The organism is Pseudodonghicola xiamenensis DSM 18339 (assembly GCF_000429365.1).
GTDB classification, from domain to species: domain Bacteria; phylum Pseudomonadota; class Alphaproteobacteria; order Rhodobacterales; family Rhodobacteraceae; genus Pseudodonghicola; species Pseudodonghicola xiamenensis.
Window position 1 is genome coordinate 36,224 of the sequence record NZ_AUBS01000019.1, and the last position, 19,812, is coordinate 56,035.

A 19,812-nucleotide genomic window follows, 5' to 3' on the forward strand; every position below is an offset into this window, starting at 1 on the left:
TTTCTTCTTGCCGAAAATAAAATGATCCCTCAGCATTGAATCCTAGCGTAATTTCATCGAGGGTTTCATGGTGACACTTTCAACAGAACAGCAAATGCTGGTCGAACAGCGCCTCAGCAATGATAAAAAATCAATGCTGGTTTGCTATCTTCTATGGTTTTTCCTTGGTGGGTTCGGCGCTCACAGATTCTATCTCGGCAAGACTCAAAGCGCTGTCATCATGTTGATTATATATATTCTCGGCTGGCTCATGCTTTTCATCTACGTCGGTGCCATTCTTCTTCTCGGGATTGTGGTCTGGCTTATCATCGACGCCTTCACCATCCCCGGAATGGTTGAGCAGGATTCACAAAGGCGGCGCGAAACCATCCAGCGGGAAGTTGGCCTCGCCTCTAAGGCAACCTAACTCCAGACGACAAAAATAGAATGCTCCCTCCATCTCACCGGCTTCCAAATCATTTATATCAGGAGCGGCGCACCGGAATTCGGAAAATAACCTGTTTTCCCATCCCGACATCATATTCGATCTTCAATCCCCGGCCGATTTTCTCCCGCCCCTTCTTCTCGGCGCAAATACGGTCGGGGGTGAATTGGGCCGAAGGCGCAAGAGGGGGCAGATAGCCCCCTCCCCGCCTCGAGCTCAACGCCCCGCCAGCTCTGCCTGCGCGCGGGTCTCGTGCTCCAGGATCGGCACCGTGCCGACCCGCGCCACCACCCGCGCCACCCAGTCGCGTACCGCCGGCTGATCGGGGGTGTATTTCGACGCTGCCCATTGGAAGGCCGAGGCCATGATCAGATCGGCGATGGTGAACCGCTCTCCCAGCAGGAAGGGCGCATCCCCCAGCCCCGCCATGATCTGCGCGCCGATCTCCTCCATACCGCGGAAAGTGGCGGTCATCGCCGGATGCTCTACCCCGGCGATGGCACAGAGCAGCGCCGGTTCCACCACGCCACCATAATAGCACATCCAGGACAGGAAGGCACCGCGCCCCGGCTGCCCTGGCGCCACGCCCAGAGGATAACCGAAAATCTCGTCGAGATAGAGCATGATGGCGGCGGATTCCCGCACCGCCTCGCCACTGTCGGTGATCAGATAGGGCACCTTGCCCTCGGGATGCGGATTGCCCATGTCACGCGCGCCCGATCCGTCCTGGCGCGGGATGGTGACCAGGCGGACATCGACTGCGTCGAGCTTGCCCATCAGCATCAGCTGGGTGATGATCCGGGTCGAACGGGTCATCGGCGAATGATAAAGGATCGGCATCAAAATCTTCCTTGGCTAGTGTAGATGCCCGCGGTATGGCAGAATCCTCCTGACAGAATCCGTCAAGAGAGATCCGCGATCCTGATCCCATGGCAAAATCCGACCGCCTGTTTCGTCTGCTGCATCTGATCCGGGGCCTCAGCCCGCCGGTCACCGCGGCGCGTCTGGCCGCGGCGATGGAGGTCTCTGAACGCACCCTCTACCGAGATGTCGAGGCGCTGCGCGCCGCCGGCGCCCGGATCGAAGGCGCGGCGGGCCTCGGCTATACGATGACCGAAGACCCCGCCCTGCCGCCGCAGACCTTCACCCAGCTCGAGCTCGAGGCGCTGGTGCTCGGTCTGTCCGAGGTCGAGGCGCGCGGTGATACGGCCCTTGCCGGCGCCGCCAGCGACGCGCTGGTCAAGATCACCGCCACGCTGAACGAACGCCAGCAACGGCAGACGGTTCAGGCAATCACCCTGGTGCACCGCTTCGCGCAACCGCCAATGCCGGCGGTCGACATGACCCTGCTGCGCGAGGCGAGCTGGGCCGAGGAGGTTCTGGAAATCACTTATCGCGACAATCACGGCGCCGAAACACAGCGGCGCATCTATCCACTGGCGCTGGCCTATCTCGACCATGTGGTGATGCTGCTGGGCTGGTGCTGCCTGCGCCAGGATTTCCGCCAATTCAAGGTGACCTCGATCCTCACCGCCAGACGCTGCGGTGAAAGCTTCCGCCCCCGCCGGGTGGCACTGCTGCGCGATTTCGTGGACCGGCTGCGGGCGGGCCGCCAACCGGATGGCTGACGGCCCTGCTTCTTCTCGGCACAAATACGGTCGGGGGTGAATTGGGCCGAAGGCGCAAGAGGGGGCAGACAGCCCCCTGTCCCTGCCCGTCGCCAGACGAACCGGTGACGGAAGAACACCAGGCCGAATTACGTCCCGCAATCCCCTGAGACGCAGCAGGCCGCGGCTTGGCGCCGCCCCCTCACCGATGGTCTCCGGCTCCGATCACTCGGCCGCGGCCGATTTCTCCGCCTTCTTCAGCAACGGGCGCAACTTCTCGGCGATCACCCGCTGGGTGATCGGGCCGGCAAAGCGCATCAGGACGGTGCCCTCGCCATCAATCAGATAGGTCTCGGGCACGCCATAGACCCCCCAATCCAATGCCATCTTACCCTCGGGGTCACGGCCCAGCGCGGCATAGGGATCGCCCAACTCGCTGAGGAACTTGACCGCGTTCGAGGTCTCGTCCTTGTAATTCACCCCCAGCACCTCGATCCCTTCGGCGGCCAGCGCGGTAAGATTCGGATGCTCCACCCGGCAAGGTGCGCACCAACTGGCCCAGAAGTTGACCAGCTTCACCCCCGGCGCCCTCAGGCGGGCGTCGTCAAAACCGTCGTGGCTGGGAAATTCGCTCAGCAGCACCGGCGGCGCGCTCTGCCCGATCCGGGCCGATGGCAGCGCCTCGGGATCGTCGCGAAACATGCCGACAGCAGCCAATACCACGAAACCCGCGAAGATCACCGGCGGGATCAACATGATCGGGGAAACCTTAGCCATCGCGGCGCATCCTTTTCTCAAGCGCGTCCATCTCAGCCCGGACCCTGCGGCCCCGCCAGAGGCTGATCGCCACCAGTCCGATCAGCAGCAGGATCGAGGCGCCATAGGCCGACAATACCGTATCGGCGTATTTTCCCAGATCAGGCATCATGCCCCCGCCCTTTCGCGTGCTTCCAGCGCTCGGATTCGGCGGGCACGGATCTCGGTTCCCGTGCGATAGAAGACCAGCGCGATGAACAGCAGGACGAACCCCGCGATACAGACCAGCAGCGGGATATAGAAGACATCCGCCACATTCTCTTTCTTGTCGAGGCTGAGCGACGCCCCCTGATGCAACCCCTGGTTCCAGAAGTTCACCGCATAGCGGCTGAGCAGCGCGAAGACCGAGCCGACGAGGCAGAGGACCGAGGTCAGATCGGCCGCGGTGTCCGGCTCCTCGATCGCCGACCACAGTGCCATATAGCCCAGGTAGAACAGGAACAGGATCAGGAAAGAGGTCAGCCGCGGATCCCAGGCCCACCAGGTGCCCCACATCGGCTGGCCCCAGATGGCGCCGGTGACCAAGGCGATCACCGTCATGGTGGCGCCGATCGGAGCCGCCGCACGGGCCGCCAGCGCGCTGACGTGATGGCGCCGGATCAGCCAGATCAGCGACATCACCAGCATCATCAGCCACCCGTTGATAGCCATCAGCGCCGAAGGCACGTGCAGATAGATGATCTTGACGGTAGAGCCCTGGCGGTAATCATCGGGGGTGAGGAAGAACCCCCAGATCAGCCCGACGATCAGGCAGGCGCCCGACAGGGCCCAGAGACCGGGCAGCATCCGCTCGGTCACCGCCAGAAACTTTCTGGGGTTGGCATAGGACCACAGGCTGTTCAATTTCTCGCTCGCCGCCATGATGCTTCTCTAGCCCCTCCTCCGGTCCGGCTCAACTCACAACACATTCAGCGCAGATTGACACGTAGCACCGCGGCGCTGGCGAAGGGCAAGAGCGCGATAACCCCGGCGCTGATGCCCGCCAGCAACAAAAGCGGCGTTGTCAGCTCCATCCCCAAGGCTCCGCGGCGGGCGACCTCTGCCCCGAAGATCAGGCTGGGCACGTAGAGCGGCAGCACCAGCAACGATAACAACAGCCCGCCGCGTTTCAGCCCCACGGTCAGCGCCGCGCCGAAGGTGCCCAGCACCGACAGCGCCGGAGTACCGAGCGCCAGCGAGACCAGCAGCCACAGATACCCCTGCGGCGCCAGGTTCAGCAGCACGCCGAGAAGCGGCGCCACCAGCACCAGCGGCAGACCGGTGGTGAGCCAATGCGCCAGCGCCTTGACGCTCACCACCGCCTCCAGCGGCAGCGGCGCCGTGGCCAGCAGATCGAGCGTGCCATCCTCCCAATCCAGCGCGAAGATGCGGTCGAGCGAAAGCAGGCAGGCCAGCAGCGCCCCGAGCCAGAGAACCCCCGGCGCGATGGAGGACAGCAGCGCGGTTTCGGGGCCGACACCGAAGGGCACCAGCACGGTAACGATCAGGAAGAACGCCAGCCCCAGGCCAAAGCCACCGCCGGCCCGCACCGCCAGCCGCAAATCCCTGAGCAACAGCGCAATCACAGGAAGGCCTCGTCGAAGTCGTCACTGACGGGGGCGAGCACCGTCTTGAAAGGGGCGAGTTCCAGCACCCCGGCCTCGGACAGGCCCAGGTCGATATGGGTGGCGATCAATGCGAGACCGCCCCAGGCCAGATGTGCGCGGACCGCTTCGGCGAAGAGACCCACGGCGTGGGTGTCGAGCGAGACCGTGGGTTCGTCCAGTACCCAGACCGACCGCCCGGTGACCAGCAGCCGCGCCAGCCCCAGCCGGCGTTTCTGCCCGGCCGAAAGGCTGCCGGCAGCGCGATGCGCCAAGGCCCCCAGCTCGAAAGCATCGAGCGCGGAGCCGATATCGCCGGCCCCGAAGACGCGGGCCCAGAAGGTCAGGTTCTCCGAAACGCTCAGTGTCGGTTTCAGCCCGTCGGCATGGGCGGCATAGGCGACGCGATCCTCCGCCCCCTCGATCCGGCCCGCAACCGGCGGCTGCAACCCGGCAATGGTGCGCAGCAAAGTGGTCTTGCCGATCCCGTTCGGGCCGCGCAGGATCAGCGCCCCTCCCGGCTCCAGCACGAAGCTGAGGCCAGAGAGCACCGGCAGCCCGCCCCGGGCCACGGTCAGATCGGAGACACGCAAATCCATAAGCCCCCGCTTACCCGATTGCTCTCTACCGAAAAAGACGCTTTGCGACGGACGACGCCGCAAGATGCAATCGGCAGGATCAGACCGGCAGCAGCGCCATGGCGACGCGGCGGCCTTCGGACAACAGCACGTTGTAGGTGCGGCAGGCCGCCGGCGAGGCCATGACCTCAACCCCCAACCCGGCCTCTTCCAGCGCGCTGCGCAGAGCAGTGGGAATATGGCCGATCTCGGCCCCGGTGCCGATAAAGATCACGTCGACCTCGGTCGCCAGCGCCAGCAGCGGCCCGGCATCCTCGAACCCGTCCCAGGCTGCGGTGCCTCTCGGGCCGGTCAGGACCGCCCCCTGGAACACCTTGCCGCCGATGCGGAAGAACCCCGGCCCATAGCCTTCGATCGGGCTCGAGTCGTTATAGACAACTTCAGTGACACGCATGTCGGTTCCCCAGAATTAGCCCCAGATCGGCAGCCCGGTCAGGGCAGATCCGGCGATGATCGTATAGGCGGCGCCGCGATAGGCCTTTTCAAGGCCGGGGCGGAACATCCGTCCGCCCACCACGTTGCCCGCGAGATTGGGCAGCGCCAGCATCAGCCCCAGCCAGACCGGCACGCCCCCCAGCAATCCCTGCCAGATCAGAAAGACAAGCAGCAGGGTATCGTAGAGAAACAGATAAGACAGGGTCGAGGCGCGCACAACCGGCGCCGGATGCGGGCTCGCCATGTACAGCAGGATCACCGGCGGCCCAGGCAGCCCGGCCGCGCCGCCAAGAAAGCCGGCCATGCCGCCAGTGCCGAAGATCAGGCCCGGCCCCAGCCGCCCGTGATAACGTAGCCCAGCGATCAGGCAGAACAGCATCCCCAGCGCCAGCAAAGACACGCCATAGCGAAACACCTCGGGCGCCACCGCCTGCAGCACCCAAAGGCCCAGCGGCAGCCCCAGAAGCGTGGCCGCCAGCATCCGGAGAAGATCGCGCCGGTCGGCGATCCGCAGCGCCCCGGGCAGGTTCGGCACAGGCCCGAACGCGTCCATCAACGCCACGGTGACGATAGCCCAGACCGGCGGCAGTACCAGCGCCGCCACCGGCATGAACACCAATGCAGTGCCAAAGCCCGAAAACCCGCGCACGGTGCCGGCCAGAAAAGCCGCCAGAGCCAGCCAGCCCAACCCCGGCGTCGCCAGGGCCTGGGCCAGAGCGTCAGGCATCAATATTGGCGAATTGATTGCCGCTCTGCTTGGGGTCGGGTTTGGACCAGTCGCGTTTGACGCCCAGGAACAGCAGGATCGCCGACGCCACAAAGATCGACGAATAGGTGCCGACGATCACGCCCCAGGTCATCGCGAAGACGAAGCCGCGGATCACGTCGCCGCCCAGCACCAGCAGCGAGATCAGCGCCAACAGCGTCGTGAGCGAGGTCATCAGCGTCCGGCTCAGCGTTTCGTTGATCGACAGGTTCAACACCTCGGCCAAAGGCTTCTGCTTGTACTTGCGCAGGTTCTCCCGCACCCGGTCGAACACCACCACGGTATCGTTCAGCGAATAGCCGACGATGGTCAGCAAAGCCGCGATGATCGACAGGTCGAACTTGATCTGCAGCTCCGAGAAGATGCCGATGGTCAGCAGCACATCGTGAACCAGCGCGATCACCGCGCCCAGAGCGAACTGCCATTCGAACCGGAGCCAGATATAGATCAGAACCGCCCCGATCGCCAAGGCAACGGCCAGAACCGCGGTCTGGATCAGTTCGCCCGAGACCTTGGGGCCAACGGATTCGACCGACACGAACTTGATGTCCGGCGCCACACCCTTCAGCGCGGCTTCGACCTTGTCGACCATCTCGGTCGAGACCGCCTCCTGATCGTCCTGGGCCTGAATGCGGATCATTGCCACATGCTGATCGGCGCGGAAATTCGGATCGAACACCTCGGAGATCAGCACATCGCCCAGCCCCAGCGGAGTGAGCGCGTCACGATAGGTGCCCACATCCACCGGTTGGGTGCTTTCGGTGCGGATGGTGGTGCCGCCCCGGAAGTCGATCCCGTAGTTCAGCCCCTGCATCAGGAAAGAGACCAAAGCCACCACCATCAGCGTGGCGGAAAAGCCCAGCCACAGCTTCCAGTGCTTGAAGAAATCGAAAGAGGTATGGTCGGGAACCAGTCGCAGTCTCATCTTACACCTCGATCGTTTTCGGGCGGCGGCGATCGTACCAAGTCGAGATCAGCAGCCGGGTGACATAGATCGCCGTGAAGACCGAGGTGATCAGCCCCAGCCCCAGCGTGATGGCAAAGCCACGCACCGGGCCAGAGCCGATGGCAAACAGGATCACGGCGGTGATGAAAGTGGTGATATTGGCGTCGAGAATAGCACTCAGCGCCTTTTCATAGCCCAGCTCGATGGCGCGCGCCGGGCCCTTGGCCGTCTTCAGCTCTTCTCGGATGCGTTCGAAGATCAGCACGTTGGCGTCGACCGCCATGCCGACCGTCAGCACGATACCGGCGATACCGGGCAGCGTCAGGGTGGCGCCCACCATCGACAGAAGACCGAACAGCAGGGTGACGTTCAGGATCAGCGCGATATTGGCGAAGATGCCGAACAGCCCGTAGGCCAGTGTCATGAAGACCAGCACCGCGGCAAAGGCCACACCCGTCGCCAGCTTGCCGGCGTCGATGCTGTCCTGGCCGAGTTCAGGGCCGATGGTGCGTTCTTCAAGGAAATCCAGCCCCGCCGGCAGGGCGCCGGCACGCAGCAGCACCGCCAGATTGGTGCTTTCCTCGACGGTGAAATTACCGGTGATGATGCCGGAACCGCCGGCGATATGCGCCTGAATCACCGGCGCACTGATCACCTCGTCATCCAGCACGATGGCGAAGGGGCTGCCGATATTGTCGCGGGTGTAATCGCCGAACTTGCGCGCGCCCGAGGTGTTGAAACGGAAACTGACCGCGGGACGGCCATTCTGATCGAAGCTCGGCTGAGCATCCACCAGCTCCTCGCCGGTGACGACAGGGGCGGCTTCGATGGTGTAATAGACGCCCGGTTCGTTCTGCGCCGGCACCAGCTTGTTGCCGACCCCGGCCGAGGCGTCGGGATTGGTGCCGCGGCTGACCACCGGGTTGAAGGTGAGCTGCGCCGTGGTGCCGATCACCGCCTTGAGCTCTGCCGCACTGCCGATGCCCGGCACCTGGATCAGGATGCGGTCGGAGCCTTGGCGCTGGATGGTGGGCTCGCGGGTGCCGACCTCGTCGATGCGGCGGCGGATGATCTCCAGCGACTGGCGCACGGTGCGGTCGTCGGTGGCCAGCTTTTCGGCATCCGACAGCTTGACGGTGATCTCACCGCCCTGCCCCGACACAACGATATCGCTGGAGCCGGCGCCTGACAGCGTCTGGATCGGGCGGGACAGGCCGCGCACGACCTCAAGCGCCTTGGCCATGCCGTCGGGCTGACTGATGCGGATCCGCAGTTCGTCATCCGGCGAGGGTTGCAGCCGGATGGTGCCGACGGTGGCCCGTTCGCCACGCAGCGCATCGCGGATTTCCGGCCAGAGCGCCTCCATCCGCGACTTGTAGACATCGGCGACGCGGACCTCGGCCAGCAGATGCGCCCCGCCCCTCAGGTCGAGCCCGAGGTTGACCAGATCGGAGGGCAGATAGGATGGCCAGCGCGCCGCCTGCGCCTCGAGCGCCGGGGTGGCGCCGGTCTTCTCGATCGCGGCGCGGGCGTCATTGGCCTGCTCGACCCGGGTGTAGAAGGCGTTGGGCAGGGAGAGGATGATGCCGGCCGCGCAGACGGCCCAGATCAGCACCCGTTTCCAGAGTTCGAATTGCAGCATTACCCGGCCTTTTAAGTGGGTTCGGAAAGCAGGTTAAGGCTGGGGCCCGACCGGCCCCCAGCCAAAGGAGCAGGTGCGATCAGCTCGCCGGTTCTGTCTTGCTCAGCACCTGAGCGATGGTGGATTTGACCACCCGCACCTTGACGTTCTCGGCGATCTCGACCTCGATCTCGCCATCTTCCTTGACCTTAGAGACCTTGCCGATCAGCCCGCCCTGGGTCACCACCTGATCACCGCGGCGCAGCGCCTCGACCATGGCCTGATGTTGTTTGACCTTCTTCTGCTGAGGACGGATCAGCAGCAGATACATGATCGCGAAGATCAGGATGAGCGGGAGAAACTGGGCGATTGCGCCACCTTGCATGTGGTGTTCCTTCTAAACGGAGACAGGCGGGGCCAGCCCCCGCGAATTGCCGGGAACCTATGTCGGGACGGGGTCCAATGCAAGGCAACGAATGGGCGCACCAAAGCCTGTTCCGGCGACATTTCCGTGAAGCTGGACGGTCCGGGTGAAATGAGGGGCATCGCGGCAGCCGTCTTGTTGCCGTTCCGGGTCCCCCGCAGGAAACGCTTGGCCCTCCCCGCCCGGCGCGGCATGGTGAGCCGATCCACAACCGGAGCGCGACATGAGCGATCAGACCACCACCCTGCCGATCCCGCCCGAAGTCTTCTGGGCCATCGCCGGGATCGGCGGGCTTGCCCTGCTGACGCTGGTGATCTTCGGGGCGATGATCCCCACCGGCTCCGGCCATGTCGCCCCATTGGAGCGATTGAAGGATCGGCTGGGCCTCGCCAGCCTGAACTCCGGCCTGTTCCTGATCGCCTTGGCGTTCTGGGGTGCGCTGTTCCTGACCCTCACGGTGGGACTGATCTGGCTGATCTGGGATCTGATCTGGATGGGTATCCCGGAAGATACCGCGAAGGTCTGGGGCTTCTCCATCGCCCGCATCGCCGGGCTGACGGCGACATTGGGGGCGGTAGTGGCGCTGCCCTTCACGCTGATCAAGGTGCGGATGACCGGTGAGCAGACCCGGACGGCGCAGGAGGGGCTTTTCAACGAGAAGATCAAGGCAGCCAGCGACGATCTGCACGCAATGCGGCAACGGTGGGATGGGGAAGCGAAGCAAAACATCTGGGAAGCAGATATCGTCCGCCGTAACGCCGCCATCCACCGGCTGGAGGGGCTGGTGCGGGAGCGACCCGAGGAAGCACCACGCGTGTCGCGCTTGCTAAGCATCTATGTGCGGGAGATGTCGCGCGAAGTGCCTGCAGAAGAAATGCCTAAAGCGAAACCTTCGACCGAAAAAATGAAACTCTGGGCAGAATCACTGACCGTCAAACGTTCCGATATGGAAAATGCAGTGCGCGCGCTGGGACGTCTCAGAGAAATAAATGGAGTTGAGCAGAAGAGCGTCGTCATCGATCTGCGGCGTGCCAATCTACAGGGTTTCGATTTCCGTCTGCTCAATTTCAATGGAGCAGACCTCAGCGAGGCGCACTTACAGGGCGCAAACCTAATCATGGCACAGTTTCAGAAGGCTGACTTCTATGAGGCAAAAATGCAGGGAGCAAACCTGTTCTTAGCACACTTACAGGAGGCAAACCTCACTCAGGCACATTTACAAGAAGCGTTCCTAAATCGCGCGAAGTTAAAAAAGGCAGAGTTCAGAGGGACGCAGTTACAAGGCGCAAACCTAAGCGAAGCGCACCTACACGATGCCGAGCTCAACGGCATGCGGCTGGAGAGAGCAGTGCTCTTCAAGACTCAGTTGCAGGGGGGAGTTCTCAGCGGGGCAATGTTACAGGGAGCAATCCTCATGAACGCGCAGTTGCAAGGGGCCTGCCTCAAGGGAGCAGAGTTCAACGGGGCAACCAATCTAGCCAACACAAATTTCAGGGGTGCGGCCGTCACTTCTATCGATTTTACCAATACACCTCAAATTACCCCGCATATTAGCGAAATCTTCGGCGACGCCTCCGTCATCCTGCCTGGCGGCGTCACCCCGGATCACCCGAACTGGCCGCTGCATTTCTCGAAAGAAAGATTGAACGACAGTGCCTTCCACACCGCCTGGCGTGCCTTCCAGGCCTCCATCGGCTTCGACCTTGACGATCCATCGACGTGATGACCTCGCCCATTCAAACGTCAGCCCGGACGTAGGCCGGGCCGCGCCCGACCCTCCCCACGGGAGGGCGCATTGTTTGCCTTGTGCGCCGAAGCGATGTTCGGCGGGGTGGCGGCGTTATGCGCCGATCACGCGCTGCGGCGCCCCCCAGAGTCAGGCGCGTCCCTTTGTGCGTTGCCTCCTGCCGTTCCCCCGAATTCCCTCGCTGCGCGCAGCATGTTTCCCCGGCCCGCGGTTTGCGGCATAACCCCGGCCAAACCGACTCAACCCCGAGGATCATCCCATGCATGACATCCGTGCCATCCGCGAGAACCCGCAGGCCTTCGACGCCGCGCTTGCACGCCGGGGAGTTTCGGCCCTCTCGTCGCAACTCCTCACGCTGGACGAGGCGCGGCGCGCCAAGATCCTGGCGGCCGAGACCGCGCAGGCGGATCAGAACAAGGCCGCCAAGGCCATCGGCGCCGCCAAGGCCAAGGGCGACGAGGCCGAATTCGAACGGTTGCGCGCCGAGGTGGCGGACAAGAAATCCGAAGTCGCCGCCATGCAGGCCGAAGCCAAGGATCTGGACATCCAGTTGACCGAGATGCTGGCCGGCATCCCCAACCTGCCCTATGATGACATCCCCGATGGCGAAGACGAGGCCGACAATATCGAACTCCATCGCTGGGGCACGCCGAAGACCTTCGCTTTCAAGCCGAAGGAACATTACGAACTGGCCGGCGTGATCCCCGGCATGGATTTCGAGACCGCCGCGAAACTGTCGGGCGCGCGTTTCGTCGTACTCAAGGGGGCGGTGGCGCGTATCCACCGGGCCTTGGCGCAGTTCATGCTGAACACCCATGTCGACGAAAACGGCCTGACCGAGATGAACACTCCGGTCCTAGTCCGTGAAGAGGCGATGTATGGCACCGGCCAATTGCCCAAGTTCGGCGAGGACAGCTATCTGATGCGGGAAGGGCTGTGGCTGATCCCGACCTCGGAAGTGACGCTGACCAATACCGTCGCCGGCGAAATCCTCGATGAGGCCGCCCTGCCCCGGCGGATGACCTCGCACACGCTGTGCTTCCGGTCCGAGGCAGGCTCGGCCGGCAAGGACACCTCCGGCATGCTGCGCCAGCACCAGTTCGAGAAGGTCGAGATGGTGTCGATCACCAAGCCCGACGAAAGCGACGCCGAACAGCAACGCATGCTGCGCTGCGCCGAGGGGATTCTGGAAAAGCTGGGCATCCCCTATCGCACCATCGTGCTGTGCACCGGCGACATGGGCTTCGGCGCGCGCCGCACCTTCGATATCGAGGCCTGGCTGCCCGGTCAGGATACCTATCGCGAGATTTCCAGTGTCTCCACCTGCGGCGATTTCCAAGCGCGGCGGATGAACGCGCGGTTCCGCCCCGAGGCCGGCGGCAAGCCCGAATTCGTCCATACGCTGAACGGCTCTGGTCTGGCCGTCGGGCGCTGCCTGATCGCGGTGCTGGAGAATGGTCAGCAAGAAGACGGCTCGGTCACCCTGCCCGAGGCTCTGGCCCCCTATCTGGGCGGCAAGCTGACGCTGACCGTCGCGGGCGAACTGGTCTGATCAACGGCGCCGGTCGGGAAACCGTCCGGCGCGCGATCTCAATCTTCTCCCTTCTTGGCCTTGACCTTCTTGGCCTTTTTCATGGCCTTGGCAGCCTTGGCTGCTTTTTCCTTTTTCTTCGCTTTCTTGGCCTTCTTCTTGGCCTTCTTTTCCGCCGCCTCGAAGGTCTTGGTGAGCGCTTCGGCCTTTTTCAGCGCCTTGGCCGCCTTGGCCCGCGCCTTGGCCTTTTTCAGCGCGCCGGGTTCCTCGGCAGCAACAGGGGCAGAAGGCTGCAATGGGGCCGCCGGCATCGCCGGGGCCGAGGTCGCCGGCATGGCACTCTCGGTCAGTTTGGTCGCCTTGCGCGGTCCGGACCGTGGCGTTCGCTTGACGGCACCGGCGCGGGCCCGGGTGCCACGCGGCTTTGGTGCGGATTTGGCTGCGCCCGTCCCCGCGACCTCCCCAGTGGCGGCTCCGGCCACGTCCTTGGCGTCGCTTTGCTCGCCCGAGGCGATCAGCTCCTGCGCAGCCGCGATCATGGCAGCGGCGCGGACGACGCCGATCCGCGGCACCGCCAGCAGCTTGGCCGGCTCAGCTTTCGCCAGATCGATGACGCTCCTCACTCCCTGCGCGTCCAGTGCTTTCACCAGCGCCGGACCAATCCCGCGAATATCGGTCAGTTTGAACATAGGTCCTCCTTCCGGGGTGCGGCGGGACATGCCCCGCCCGCCTTCGTCATCCATACCGACACTGCCGGCCTGGACGAAGATTAACGCAGCAGCGCCCCGAATGTATATACAAAAAATATACAAAAATGCCGCCCCCTGAGGAGCGGCACCATCGTCCCGTTCTGTCGCAGTCCGGCTTACTCAGCCGCCTGAGCCCGACCGCGCACCGTTTCCTCGCCCCGTTTTGGGAAGGGCACCGGCCGCTTGCCCTCCTCATCCCAGAGCTTCAGGTTCAGCGCCGCCACCGCTTCGGGGAACTTGATCCGCCTCAGCGCGAACTCCTCCGGCAGGCCGTAATGGCAGGCCCGCAGCCGATAAGACGGAAGCCGCGAATTGAAATGATGGATATCGTGCAGGTTGATGCACCCCACCACCAGATCGAAGACCCAGCCGAAATTCAGTGCCGAGGATCCCCGCAAAGCCGCCAGCCTCGGGTCGAGATCGGGACGACGATCCCAATAGGTGTCTTCGAAGTTGTGTTGCCGGTAAACGAGGAAAACCCCCATCATCCCGCCGATCACCGAGAAGGTCAGGTAGATGCCCAGCCCGGTCCAGCCCGACAGGGCCCAGATCAATGCCAGCCAAAGAAGAACCACCGCCACATTGTGCAACAGCACGCTGCGCACCCCGTATTTCACCGTGTTGCGCGGCCAGCGGTAGCGGATGAAGTAGGTATAGATCGAACCAAGGGGAATCAGGATGAAGGGGTTGCGGTAGAGCCGGTAGAACAACCGCTCCCCAACACCGGCCGCCTTCCACTCCCGCAGGGTCATCGTGTAGATTTCCCCGGTTTCGCGATGCTCCAGATTGCCGACACCGGCGTGATGCTCGTTGTGGTTGCGCATCATCACCGTGAACGGAGAAAAGGTGAAGGGTGACAGGAACTCTCCGGCCAATTCATTCTGGCGCCGCGTCTCGAACAGAGAATGATCGCCGCAGTCGTGCTGCAACACATACAGGCGCACCGCGCAAAGCGAATGCACCAGCCCCGCAGGCAGCATGATATACCACCAGCCCGCATAGGCGATCATCACATAGAGCGATGAGAAATAAACAGCGAAGGTTCCGAAATAGCTAAGCGCCGCAAGACGGTTATCCTGCTGAGCGTATTGGCGGGTGTAGGCGGGAAGATCCATGATCGTCCCGTTTCTGCAGTGCTCCCGGTTTCTCTTGCAAACGAGTTGATTCAGTTGCGGCGAACACCCCATCTTTGCCGACGGAAGCGAAAAGAACGCAATGTCGCGCCCCAGCTCTGCCCCTCCGCCGGTGCCATTCGCCTCCCATGCGACAATCTCCACGGACAAATCCTTCGGATACCTTAAGGGAACGAATAAAGAACATCTTTAATCTGAAAATCTAAAAAACAACCTTAAGATATATGTTAACCCGTCAAGATCAGCCTGAGGGAGATCAGCAACCCGCATATTGGAGGAGCATCCCGATGGCAAATATCACCCTCTATTCCAACCTTCACGGCTGGAGCTTCGATGACTTCTGGTCAATCGACTTCGACAGCGCCAGCATCCTCAAGGCCACGTCTTCGACGCTCGCCGGATATTTCGACGGGGCCTTCGTCGCCGCGACGGGGTCCTTCACCATCGACGGTGGAGAGCTCGCCGGGGGGACCATCCGGAACCTGAGCTTTTCCGTCGGAGGTGACAGCCTGGCAGTGATCTCGGGGCTGTCGCTGGATGTCGATGATCTGGCCTCCAGCTCTCCGAGCTGGTTGGAGCAAAATGTTTTCAACCGCGCCGATATCCTGACGTCGAGCTGGAACGGCAGCGGCAGCTACGCCACCGGCGGTGGCGACGATCGGATCAGCCTGGGCGCGGGCGACGACATCGTCGATGGTGGCGCCGGTCTCGATACATTCGTTCTGGGCCTCGATTACGAACCGGATACGATCAGCCTCATTGACGGGGCGGTGGTGATCGACAGCGCCTTGGGGCACGACCGGCTCACCGGCATAGAGCGGATCGAATTCACCGACCGCAGCATTTCGGTACAGGTCGGCGGTGCGGGGCGGGATATTCTGCGCGGCGACAGCGATGCCTCCAGCCCCTGGGATATCCTGTTCGGTGGCGCTGGCGACGACCGGCTGGCAGGCCGCAGGGGCAACGACCGGCTGTTTGGCGGCGATGGCGACGACCGGCTCATCGGCGGCGCCCGGGCCGATCATCTGGACGGTGGCGACGGGGCCGATATCCTGCGCGGAGGCGGCGGTCGCGACAGGCTGATCGGCGGCGGTGGCGACGATATCCTGACCGGCGGCGCTGGCCGCGATACCTTCGTCTTCACCCCTGGCGACGGTCATGATCGGATCACCGACTTCCAGCTCGGGATCGACACGATTGCCATCGCCGACGGGGTCTCCGGCCTTGCAGATCTGGATTTTGTCCAGGACGGGTCCGATGTGCAGATCAGTTTCGCCGACGTGACGATCACGGTCGAGGATATCACCCTGGCCGATCTGCGGACGGCGGGAAATTTCGATTTTTGACGTCTCCGTCGCGGCATAACGCGCCAACGCCAAGCTTTGGGACTTGATCCCCCGCTTTTCTCATGAATTGATTTCAGAACCTGTCGGATGATCTAATGGGTTCTGAAAATCCGTTTCGGCAGGCGACTTTCACTCTCTGGTAATAAAGGCCGATCCCGTCATGACGACTTTGACGATTTCTTCATCCTTGAACGGTTGGAGCTATGATGACTTTCTGAGCATTGATTACGATGCCGTCTCCTCCCCTTCGATTTCCTCATCAGCCATTTCGGGGTACGTGGACGGTATTTATTTCCTGGCACGCGGCTATTTTACCTATGATTCCTACGGGATCACCGGCGGACGGCTCGACAGCATTCATATCAGCTACAGCGGCTCCTCCCTGGCGTCGATCACTGATCTCGGGCTCGACCTGAACAAGCTCGCCTATGCCTCTGAGGCCGAAATCGAGCGGATGATCTTCGGTGGTGATGATGTGATCTTCTCCGACTGGTCGGAGGGGTCCACCTATGCCACCGGCGCCGGCGATGACCGGATCACCCTGGGCATTGGAGACGACACCGTCGATGGTGGCAGCGGCGTCGACACCTTTGTCCTAAGAGCCCCCTATGCGCCGGGCAGCATCGGCTTTAACGGCAGCGCGGTGGTGATCGACGGCGACATGGGGCGCGACCAGCTTCGCAATATCGAACGTCTTGAATTTTCGAATAAAACCGTTGCGGTCCAGACCGGTGGATGGGGCAATGACGTGCTCAAGGGCGACACCTACGACGATGCGCTGACCGATATCCTGTTCGGTGGCGGCGGGGAGGACCGGCTGAGCGGCGGCAAGCTTGGCGATCGCCTGTTCGGGAATGCCGGCAACGACAAGCTCTATGGCGGCGCCGGCAGCGACATGCTGAACGGCGGCACCGGCAAGGATCTGCTGAAGGGAGGCACCGGCAACGACATCCTGCGCGGCGGCGGCGGCAACGACCGGCTGGTCGGCGGCAAGGGCAATGATGTGCTGACCGGCGGCGCCGGCCGCGACAGCTTTCTGTTCGCCCGCGGCGATGGCCACGACCGGATCACCGATTTCGAAGTCGGCCGGGATACCATCGTGATCGGCCGCGGCGCCACGGAGCTGTCGGACCTCGATTTCGCCCGCAAGGGCGCCGATGTGCTGATCAGCTTTGCCGATGTCACCATTCTGGTGGAAGACGTGAAGGTCGCCGACCTGAAAGATGCGGGAAATTTCGATTTCTGATCCCCTGTCCGCCCAGGATATTCCGGTGTCGGAAACAGGCGAATGGTTCGGGGCGCGACAGGGATAAACGAAAGGCCCGATTGTGCGCCCCACAATTCGCAGTATGAAAAAGGCGGGCCTAAATGGCCCGCCTTTCCTTTTCTCCAGACAGGAAAACCCTGCCTTACGCGTTCCAGGGATGATCCCCGCGCGCATCCTTCACCCGGGTCGGCAGGCCGATTTGGTCCAGAATGGTGAAGAAGGGTTTCGGGTCCAGTTCCTCGACGTTCTTCATGGTCTTGGCGTCCCAGTCACCACTGGCCACCAGCATGGCAGCCGCGACCGGCGGCACCCCGGCGGTGTAGGAAATGCCCTGCGAGCCCACTTCCTCATAAGCTTCCTTGTGATCGGCGACGTTATAGACGAACAGCTCGATCTCTTCGCCGTCCTTCACGCCCTTGACCAGATCGCCGATGCAGGTCTTGCCGGTGTAATTCGGCGCCAGGCTTGCCGGGTCGGGCAACACGGCCTTGACCACCTTCAGCGGCACGACCTCGAGCCCCTCGGCGGTTTTCACCGGTTGTTCGCTCAGAAGCCCAAGGTTCTGCAAAACGGTAAAGACATTGATGTAGTGATCGCCAAAGCCCATCCAGAACCGCACATCGGCCTGGGGATAGTTGGTGGCAAGGCTGTGCACCTCATCATGGCCCGACTGATAGGCGCGCTGGGTGCCGACGACGGGCAGCTCCCAATCGCGACCGCTCTCGAACATCTTCTTTTCCTTCCACTGCTGGTCTTCCCAGTAGTAGACGGTGCCGGTGAATTCGCGGAAGTTGATCTCCGGATCGAAGTTCGTGGCGAAATACTTGCCATGAGACCCGGCATTGATATCGACGATGTCGATCGACTTGACCTCATCCATCTGGTCGATGGCAAAGCGGGCGAAGGCATTGACCACACCGGGATCGAAGCCGGCGCCGAGGATGGCGGTGACGCCCTTCTCGGCGCAGAGATCGCGTTTCTTCCATTCGTAGTTGGCATACCACGGCGGGGTTTCGCAGATCTTGGCCGGATCTTCGTGAATGGCGGTGTCGATATAGGCCGCGCCGGTTTCGATACAGGCGTCGAGCACATACATGTTCACGAAGGCAGAGCCGACGTTGATCACGATCTGCGCCCCGGTGTCCCGGATCAGATCGGCCACCGCCTTGGTGTCCATCGCGTTCACCTGATGGGCCGCCAAGACGCCCTCTTGTTTCATCGCGCCCTTTTCGCGGACCGACTCAAGGATCGCCTCACATTTGGAAAGCGTCCGGCTGGCGATATGGATATCGCCAAGCACATCGTTATTCTGCGCGCATTTATGCGCCACGACCTGAGCGACGCCGCCAGCGCCGATGATGAGAACGTCTCGTTTCAACTCAAGGGACCTCCTTCGTGTTCCTGTAGTTCGGGGTAAAGCCTCAGTTTCAAGGTTTCACGACAAAGCGGCCGTGAAATCCTCATAGGTGAAATCGCGCACCAGGCGGGTGCTGCCATCAAGCTCCCGGATCGCAATGGCCGGCATCTTGACGCCATTGAACCAGTTTTTCTTGACCATCGTGTAACCGGCGGCATCCTGAATGCTCAACCGATCGCCGGCCTTCAGCGCCTCGGGAAAACGGAATTCACCGAAGATATCGCCGGCCAGGCAGGATTTGCCACAGACCATCCAGTCCTGATCACCGCTCTCGTCCATCTTGGCACTTTCGCGGTAGATCAGCAAATCGAGCATATGCGCCTCGATCGAACTGTCGACGATGGCCAGGTTCTTGCCGTTATAGAGCGTATCCAGAACCGTGACTTCCAGCGTGGTCGACTTGGTGATCGCCGCCTCGCCCGGCTCCAGATAGACCTGCACCTGGTTCTGGTCGGCGAAACGTTTCAGCCGGTCGGAAAGCTTGTCTAACGGATAGCCTTCGCCGGTGAAATGGATGCCGCCGCCAAGGCTGATCCAGTCCATCCGACGGATCAGATGGCCAAAGCGCTGTTCGATCGACCCCAGCATGGCGTCGAAGCGGTCGAAATCCGCGTTCTCGCAATTGTTGTGGAACATGAACCCGGTGATCTGATCCAGCACCGGTTCGATATCCTTGGGATCATGTTCGCCCAAACGGCTGAACGGCCGCGCCGGATCGGCCAGATCGAAGCCCGAGGTCGAGACCCCCGGGTTGACCCGCAGGCCGCGGATATGCCCCCGGCTGACCTCTTCAAAGCGGGTCAGTTGGCCCACCGTATTAAAGATGACCTTGTCGGAATTCTCCAGCACTTCGTCGATCTCGTGATCGGCCCAGGCCACCGAATAGGCATGGGTTTCTCCGGGAAATTTCTCCCGCCCCAGCTTGACCTCATAGAGCGAGGAAGACGTGGTACCGTCCATGTATTCGCTCATCAGGTCGAAGACCGACCAGGTGGCGAAGCATTTCAGCGCAAGAAGGGCCTTGGCGCCGGAATGCTCCCGCAGCCAGGCGATCTTTTCCATGTTCGGCAATAGCCGAGCCTTGTCGATCAGATAATAGGGGGTTTGCATCAGGGGTGCGCCTCCGACCAATAGGGACCCATAACCGAGAGCGGGGACTTAACAGGTTCGCGCCACAAAACAACCCCGGAATTTCGGGAATTTGGGAGAGATGTGGCTGGACAGCCATGGCACAGGAGGATTTGGCCTGTGGCGTGGCCCCTTCCTGGCCCTCCCGCCCCGACAAGCGCAGGGTCAGGCGGCAGGGTCGGGCGAAGGGGCTCCTCATGGAGAGAGGCGATTGAGGAAGGGACGCCTTGGCCC

21 protein-coding genes are annotated in these 19,812 nt (G+C 62.4%); 6 read left to right on the plus strand and 15 right to left on the minus strand.

All coding sequences use genetic code 11. The features are described from left to right. Nucleotides 1–67 precede the first annotated feature (67 nt). Entirely contained in the window at nucleotides 68–406 is a 339-nt protein-coding gene (locus G455_RS0115080; RefSeq protein ID WP_229861777.1) for a TM2 domain-containing protein, read from the plus strand. Nucleotides 407–640: 234 nt separating this feature from the next. Here the strand turns inward: G455_RS0115080 and G455_RS0115085 are convergent, their stop codons facing one another. Beyond that, a complete protein-coding gene (locus tag G455_RS0115085; protein WP_028094460.1) occupies nucleotides 641–1,264 on the minus strand; it encodes a glutathione S-transferase family protein in 624 nt (207 codons plus the stop codon). An 89-nt stretch (nucleotides 1,265–1,353) separates the two neighbouring features. On the opposite strand from G455_RS0115085, the gene G455_RS0115090 reads away from it, so the two are divergent. Further along, entirely contained in the window at nucleotides 1,354–2,052 is a 699-nt protein-coding gene (locus G455_RS0115090; protein ID WP_028094461.1) for a helix-turn-helix transcriptional regulator, read from the plus strand. 204 nt (nucleotides 2,053–2,256) lie between these two features. Here the strand turns inward: G455_RS0115090 and G455_RS0115095 are convergent, their stop codons facing one another. From G455_RS0115095 to yajC, 10 genes are all read right to left on the minus strand, one after another. Then, entirely contained in the window at nucleotides 2,257–2,808 is a 552-nt protein-coding gene (locus tag G455_RS0115095) for a DsbE family thiol:disulfide interchange protein (protein ID WP_028094462.1), read from the minus strand. Continuing rightward, on the minus strand, nucleotides 2,801–2,959 hold the full coding sequence (gene ccmD / locus G455_RS0115100) for a heme exporter protein CcmD (RefSeq protein WP_028094463.1): 159 nt from the start codon (nucleotides 2,957–2,959) through the stop codon (nucleotides 2,801–2,803). Before ccmD ends, G455_RS0115095 begins: the two co-directional genes overlap by 8 nt. After that, a complete protein-coding gene (locus G455_RS0115105) occupies nucleotides 2,956–3,708 on the minus strand; it encodes a heme ABC transporter permease (protein ID WP_028094464.1) in 753 nt (250 codons plus the stop codon). The genes ccmD and G455_RS0115105 overlap by 4 nt, the downstream gene beginning before the upstream one ends. A 47-nt stretch (nucleotides 3,709–3,755) precedes the next feature. Further along, a complete protein-coding gene (gene ccmB, locus G455_RS0115110; protein WP_028094465.1) occupies nucleotides 3,756–4,412 on the minus strand; it encodes a heme exporter protein CcmB in 657 nt (218 codons plus the stop codon). Beyond that, nucleotides 4,409–5,029, minus strand: a complete 621-nt coding sequence (gene ccmA / locus G455_RS0115115) for a heme ABC exporter ATP-binding protein CcmA (protein ID WP_028094466.1) — start codon at nucleotides 5,027–5,029, stop codon at nucleotides 4,409–4,411. The genes ccmB and ccmA overlap by 4 nt, the downstream gene beginning before the upstream one ends. 79 nt (nucleotides 5,030–5,108) lie before the next feature. Next, nucleotides 5,109–5,462, minus strand: coding sequence for an Mth938-like domain-containing protein (locus tag G455_RS0115120; protein ID WP_028094467.1), 354 nt, complete (start codon nucleotides 5,460–5,462; stop codon nucleotides 5,109–5,111). A 15-nt stretch (nucleotides 5,463–5,477) separates the two neighbouring features. Continuing rightward, the gene (locus tag G455_RS0115125) at nucleotides 5,478–6,230 is read right to left on the minus strand and encodes a sulfite exporter TauE/SafE family protein (protein WP_028094468.1); all 753 of its coding nucleotides are present in this window, start codon (nucleotides 6,228–6,230) and stop codon (nucleotides 5,478–5,480) included. Then, on the minus strand, nucleotides 6,223–7,194 hold the full coding sequence (gene secF / locus G455_RS0115130) for a protein translocase subunit SecF (RefSeq protein ID WP_028094469.1): 972 nt from the start codon (nucleotides 7,192–7,194) through the stop codon (nucleotides 6,223–6,225). Before secF ends, G455_RS0115125 begins: the two co-directional genes overlap by 8 nt. 1 nt (nucleotide 7,195) lies before the next feature. Then, a complete protein-coding gene (gene secD / locus G455_RS0115135) occupies nucleotides 7,196–8,857 on the minus strand; it encodes a protein translocase subunit SecD (protein WP_028094470.1) in 1,662 nt (553 codons plus the stop codon). 79 nt (nucleotides 8,858–8,936) lie between these two features. Continuing rightward, nucleotides 8,937–9,221 (minus strand): preprotein translocase subunit YajC, encoded by a 285-nt coding sequence (gene yajC / locus G455_RS0115140; protein ID WP_028094471.1) that lies wholly within the window; start codon nucleotides 9,219–9,221, stop codon nucleotides 8,937–8,939. A gap of 262 nt (nucleotides 9,222–9,483) precedes the next feature. Between yajC and G455_RS25665 the strand changes: the two genes are divergently transcribed. Both G455_RS25665 and serS read left to right on the plus strand, forming a co-directional pair. After that, nucleotides 9,484–10,983, plus strand: a complete 1,500-nt coding sequence (locus tag G455_RS25665; RefSeq protein WP_051312544.1) for a pentapeptide repeat-containing protein — start codon at nucleotides 9,484–9,486, stop codon at nucleotides 10,981–10,983. Between the two features lie 283 nt (nucleotides 10,984–11,266). Further along, a complete protein-coding gene (serS, locus tag G455_RS0115150; RefSeq protein ID WP_028094472.1) occupies nucleotides 11,267–12,559 on the plus strand; it encodes a serine--tRNA ligase in 1,293 nt (430 codons plus the stop codon). A 38-nt stretch (nucleotides 12,560–12,597) separates the two neighbouring features. Here serS and G455_RS25670 read toward each other — a convergent pair whose 3' ends face one another. Together G455_RS25670 and G455_RS0115160 are read right to left on the minus strand one after the other, a co-directional pair. Continuing rightward, complete coding sequence (locus tag G455_RS25670) at nucleotides 12,598–13,227, minus strand: helix-hairpin-helix domain-containing protein (protein WP_028094473.1); 630 nt, start codon at nucleotides 13,225–13,227, stop codon at nucleotides 12,598–12,600. Nucleotides 13,228–13,403: 176 nt separating this feature from the next. After that, nucleotides 13,404–14,402 carry a fatty acid desaturase gene (locus G455_RS0115160; RefSeq protein ID WP_028094474.1) on the minus strand — a complete coding sequence of 333 codons (999 nt, stop codon included), beginning with the start codon at nucleotides 14,400–14,402 and terminating at the stop codon, nucleotides 13,404–13,406. A gap of 305 nt (nucleotides 14,403–14,707) precedes the next feature. On the opposite strand from G455_RS0115160, the gene G455_RS24275 reads away from it, so the two are divergent. Continuing rightward, nucleotides 14,708–15,766 carry a calcium-binding protein gene (locus tag G455_RS24275; protein ID WP_051312545.1) on the plus strand — a complete coding sequence of 353 codons (1,059 nt, stop codon included), beginning with the start codon at nucleotides 14,708–14,710 and terminating at the stop codon, nucleotides 15,764–15,766. 160 nt (nucleotides 15,767–15,926) lie between these two features. Then, nucleotides 15,927–17,012: a calcium-binding protein gene (locus tag G455_RS27115; RefSeq protein WP_051312546.1), complete on the plus strand. Its 1,086-nt coding sequence runs from the start codon at nucleotides 15,927–15,929 to the stop codon at nucleotides 17,010–17,012. Nucleotides 17,013–17,175: 163 nt separating this feature from the next. On the opposite strand, the gene G455_RS0115175 is transcribed toward G455_RS27115, so the two are convergent. Together G455_RS0115175 and G455_RS0115180 are read right to left on the minus strand one after the other, a co-directional pair. After that, nucleotides 17,176–18,411: a saccharopine dehydrogenase family protein gene (locus G455_RS0115175; RefSeq protein ID WP_028094475.1), complete on the minus strand. Its 1,236-nt coding sequence runs from the start codon at nucleotides 18,409–18,411 to the stop codon at nucleotides 17,176–17,178. Nucleotides 18,412–18,468: 57 nt separating this feature from the next. Further along, on the minus strand, nucleotides 18,469–19,560 hold the full coding sequence (locus tag G455_RS0115180; RefSeq protein WP_028094476.1) for a carboxynorspermidine decarboxylase: 1,092 nt from the start codon (nucleotides 19,558–19,560) through the stop codon (nucleotides 18,469–18,471). Between the last annotated feature and the right edge of the window lie 252 nt (nucleotides 19,561–19,812).